This is a genomic window from Saccharomonospora halophila 8, from assembly GCF_000383775.1.
Taxonomy (GTDB): Bacteria; Actinomycetota; Actinomycetes; order Mycobacteriales; family Pseudonocardiaceae; genus Saccharomonospora; species Saccharomonospora halophila.
The window spans coordinates 3,772-8,284 of the sequence record NZ_KB912525.1 but is presented as its reverse complement, the minus strand read 5'-3'; the positions used below and the strand labels follow the sequence as shown (position 1 = coordinate 8,284).

The 4,513-nt window shown below is 70.8% G+C and carries 3 protein-coding genes; 1 reads left to right on the top strand and 2 read right to left on the bottom strand.

Annotation, left to right across the window (positions count from 1 at the left end):
* Nucleotides 1-360, bottom strand: a 360-nt coding sequence (locus tag SACHA_RS0107945) for a hypothetical protein (RefSeq protein WP_408640317.1), incomplete at its 3' end; no start/stop codon positions are given.
* A gap of 112 nt (nucleotides 361-472) precedes the next feature.
* Between SACHA_RS0107945 and SACHA_RS0107940 the strand changes: the two genes are divergently transcribed.
* Nucleotides 473-2,269, top strand: a complete 1,797-nt coding sequence (locus SACHA_RS0107940; protein WP_019808611.1) for an AMP-dependent synthetase/ligase — start codon at nucleotides 473-475, stop codon at nucleotides 2,267-2,269.
* A gap of 125 nt (nucleotides 2,270-2,394) precedes the next feature.
* Here SACHA_RS0107940 and SACHA_RS0107935 read toward each other — a convergent pair whose 3' ends face one another.
* The gene (locus SACHA_RS0107935) at nucleotides 2,395-4,308 is read right to left on the bottom strand and encodes a peptidoglycan D,D-transpeptidase FtsI family protein (RefSeq protein ID WP_028662986.1); all 1,914 of its coding nucleotides are present in this window, start codon (nucleotides 4,306-4,308) and stop codon (nucleotides 2,395-2,397) included.
* Nucleotides 4,309-4,513: the final 205 nt, after the last annotated feature.

Genomic DNA, 4,513 nt, shown 5'->3' with positions numbered 1-4,513 from the left:
CCGCGCCCGACGGTCGGCCTCGGCGGCGAGTTTCCGCCGCCCGCGCGGCCGTCCGTCGACGGGGCGGGCGCGCAGGAAGTAGTGCAGGACGGTGCCGTCGAGCACGGGTTCCAGCCAGACCTCCATGGTGCCCACCAGGGCCCCGCGCACGGTCCAGCGCAGACCGGAGTCCCCGCGGTCGGTGTAGACTTCGAGCGTGAGGTCGGGCCAGTAGGCGCTCCACGACCGCGGGTCGGCGAACGCCGCCGCGACCGTGCCCGGGGGTACGGCGAGGAACGTCTCGTCGACGATGTCGAGCGCGGGCACGCCCGCGGAGTCCAGCGCGGGCACGCCCGCGGAGGCGTCAGCGGTGTCGGACACGACGGCCACGATCGCACGTCCCGGCGGATTCGTCGGCCCCCGGGCATCGTCACGAGAACGGACAGGGGTTAGGTTGACCGGCCAGTAACAATGCTTGGACACGGAGGTTGACGTGCGCGAGTACAGCGCCCCCGCGACTGCTTCGGTCGCCGACGACGAGAACATGTCGGACGTCGTCTGGGTCAATGCCGAGCGGTTCGGCGACACCGTGAGTTTCCGTCGCCAGGTCGACGGCTCGTGGCGCGACGTCACCGCGGCCGAGTTCGCCGCGCAGGTACTCGCCGTCGCGAAGGGCCTGATGGCCGCCGGCATCGAGCAGGGCGACCGGGTCGGACTGATGTCGAAGACCCGCTACGAGTGGACCCTGATCGACTTCGCCATCTGGGCCGCGGGCGGCGTCACCGTCCCGATCTACGACACGTCGTCGGCCGAACAGGCACACTGGATCCTGACCGACTCGGGGGCCAGGGCCGTCGTCGTGGAGACCGGCGAGCACGCCGAGACGGTCGGGTCCGTGCGCGAGCGCCTGCCCGAACTCGACAACCTCTGGCGGATCGAGGGCGACCGGCCCGCCGTCGACGAGCTGTCCGCGCTGGGGGCGGAGGTCGCCGACGACGACGTGCACACCCGCAGGCGCAGCGTCGGCGCACAGGACGTGGCCACCATCGTCTACACCTCGGGCACCACGGGCAGGCCCAAGGGTGTCGTGCTGACGCACCACAACCTGCTGGCCGAGGTGCGGGCCGACATCAAGGCCTTCCCCCAGCTGATGGATGCCGGCAATTCCCAGCTGCTGTTCCTGCCGCTGGCGCACATCCTCGCCCGCGCGATCGCGCTGACCGCGTTCACCTCGCGGGTCACGCTGGGGCACACCCCCGACATCAAGGATCTGCTCGCCGACCTGAGCACGTTCCGCCCGACCTTCGTGGTCGCGGTGCCGCGGGTGTTCGAGAAGGTCTACAACAACTCGAAGCTCAAGGCGCACTCCGAGGGCAAGGGCAACATCTTCGACAAGGCCGAGGCCACGGCCGTGGCCTACAGCAAGGCGCAGGACGGGGGCGGCCCCGGCCTCGGCCTGAAGCTCAAGCACGCGGTGTTCGACAAGCTCGTTTACACCAAGCTGCGGGCCGCGCTCGGTGGCCGCTGCATCGCCGCCGTCTCCGGCGGCGCGCCGCTCGGCGGCCGGCTCGCGCACTTCTTCCGCGGCATCGGGGTGCCGGTGTTCGAGGGGTACGGGCTCACCGAGACCTCGGCGGCGGCCAACGTCAACACCCGCGACGAGTTCCGGGTCGGCACGGTCGGCAAGCCGGTGGCGGGCACCTCCGTCCGCATCGCCGAGGACGGCGAGGTCATGCTCAAGGGTGACGTCGTGTTCCCCCGGTACTGGAACAACGAGCAGGCCACCGACGAGTCGCTGGAGGACGGCTGGTTCCACACCGGCGATCTCGGTCAGCTCGACGAGGACGGCTTCCTGAAGCTGACCGGCCGGAAGAAGGAGATCATCGTGACCGCGGGCGGCAAGAACGTCGCCCCGTCCGGACTCGAGGACACGCTGAAGTCGAAGCCGCTGATCAGCCAGGCGATGGTCGTCGGGGACCAGCGGCCGTTCATCGGCGCACTGGTCACCATCGACGAGGAGTTCTTCCCGACCTGGAAGCAGCAGCACGGCAAGCCCGCGGACGCGACCGTGGCCGACCTCGCCGACGACCCGCAGCTGCGGGCCGACGTCCAGGCCGCCGTCGACGAGGCGAACACGTTCGTGTCGAACGCCGAGGCGATCAAGAAGTTCGCCGTGCTCCCGCACGACTTCACCGAGGCCGGCGGCGAGATCACGCCGAGCATGAAGCTCAAGCGCAATGTGGTCGGCAAGAACTACGCCGAGGCGATCGAGCAGCTCTACGCGCAGTGATCCTCTCCCGCCGGTGTGCCCGGCGGTGATCCCCCGCCGGGCACACCGGCGGACACCATGAGGAAGGCCCGGGGCCGCTCCGCGTGCCCCGGGCCTTCCTCGTGTCCGGACCCTCTGCGGTCCGGTCAGCGCACCAGGGTTTGTGTCGGGGCGGGCTCGTCCGAGACCGGGAGACGGTAGTGCTGGGCGAGGAAACCGGCGATCTCGCGGAACAGCGGCGCCGCGGAGCCGTACTCCGGCAGCGTCGTGTCGGGGGCGTCCAGCCACACCCCGACCACGAACCGTGGGTCGTCGGCGGGGACGATCCCGGCGAAGGTGACGTTGTGCAGCGTGTTGCTGTACCCGCCGGTCTCCGGATCCACCTGCTGCCCCGTCCCGGTCTTGCCGGAGATCTGGTATCCCTCCAGCGCGGCCTCCGGCGCGGTGCCCCGGTGCCGGTAGTCACCGTCCTGCACCACGGCCCGCAGCATGTCGGTGACCGTGTCCGCCGTCGCCGGGTCGGCCACGCGGGTCGTGCGCGGCGCAGGTTCCGGCACACGCTCCCCGTCCGGGGTGATCCGCGCCCGCACGATCCTCGGTTCCACCCGGACCCCGTCGTTGGCGAGCGCCTGGTACATGCTCGCCATCTGCAACACGGTCATCGACATGCCCTGACCGATCGGCAGATTCCCGAAGGTCGTGCCGGACCACTCGTCCCGCGGCGGGACGTAACCCGCGCTCTCTCCGGGCAGGCCGACCCCCGTCGTCCGGCCCACGCCGAACTGTTCCAGCTCCTTGAGGAACCGGTTCGGACCCAGTTCCCGGGCCAGTTGCAGTGTCCCGACGTTCGACGACTTGGCGAACACGCCGCGGGTGGTGAACCGCTGGGTACCGTGGGTCCAGGCGTCGTGCACCGTGTGATCGGCGATCTCGATGGAGCCCGGGACCTCGAGTACCGAGTCCGGGCCGACGATCCCGTCCTCGATCGCGGCGGTCGCGGTCACCACCTTCGCGACCGAACCCGGCTCGAACGGCGTGGTCACCGCGTCGTTGCCGAGAGCCTCGTTCGTCAGCTCGTCCTCGCCCGGGTCGAACGTGGTGTCGTTGGCGAGGGCGTACACTTCGCCGGTCCGGGCGTCCAGGACCACGGCGGCACCACCCTCGGCGTGCGCGCGTTCGACGTAGTCGGCGAGGGTGCGCTGCACCTCGTACTGCACGTCCGAGTCGAGGGTCAGTTCCAGATCCGAGCCCGGCGTGGCCGGCTGCACGTTCCGTTCGGTACCGGGGATCACCAGATCGAGACCCCGACCCGGGGTGTTGACGATCTGTCTGCCCGGGGTGCCCGCCAGGACCTCGTTGCGCATGGACTCCAACCCGGACAGTCCGCCGAGGTTGTGCTTGCTCGGATCCGGGTCGTCCTGCCGCCAGTTCGCGTACCCGACGACCTTCATCGCCAGGTCACCGCCCGGATACACCCGCTTCGCCCGCTTCTCGTACCCGATCTCCGGGTACTTCTCCTCGATCTCCTCCGCCACCGACGGCTGCACCCCCTCGACGAGGTAGGTGAATGGTGCGTCCTTGTGGAACAGTCGCAGCAGCTCCTCCTCCGTCGTGCGGTGCGGGAGCTTCCGCGCGATGAAGCCGGCGACCTCGGCGGCCCGGGTGTCGAAGTTCTCGCCCGAATCGGGATCGGACCGCGCCGCTTCCGCCCATTCCTGTCGCATGCTCCGCAGGTGCACCCACAGGGCGCGGGTCTCCACACTGAACGCCAGTTCGTTCCCGTCCCGGTCGACGATGGCGCCACGGGGCGCGGGGAGGTCGATGGGCGTGGTCCGCTGTCGTTCCGCGCGCTCGGAGAGGGCGTCCGCCTCGAACCCGTGGATGTAGCCCAGCCTCAGCCCCGCCGCGACCAGCACCAGGGTGAGCACGATACGCCCCGCGACGAAGCGGCCGCGGTTGTTGCGCACCGAGACCGTACCGCCCCGGCGGGCACCGACGGAGTAGGTGCGGCGTGCGCCGTTGCCGGACGGCCCCCCGTGCGCCGTGGGCCGGCCTGCCATGTCGTCCTCCCGCTGTGTCTGCCGTTCCCGGGTCTGCCGTTCCCGGGTCCTGCCGTCACCGGGTCCTGCCGCCACCGGGTCCTACCGCCACCACGACGGAGTGACGACGTCGCCGGTCCCCGGCTCCCGGCGTCCCGGTCAGGTGCCGTCGTCGGCGCCGCCCGTGCCCGCCGCACCGTCCACGTCGGCCACACCGTCCCCGGCG

Coding starts and splice junctions, on each gene's coding strand:
- SACHA_RS0107935 (WP_028662986.1), bottom strand. CDS start 4,308: ATGGCAGGCCGGCCCACGGCGCACGGGGGGCCGTCCGGCAACGGCGCA.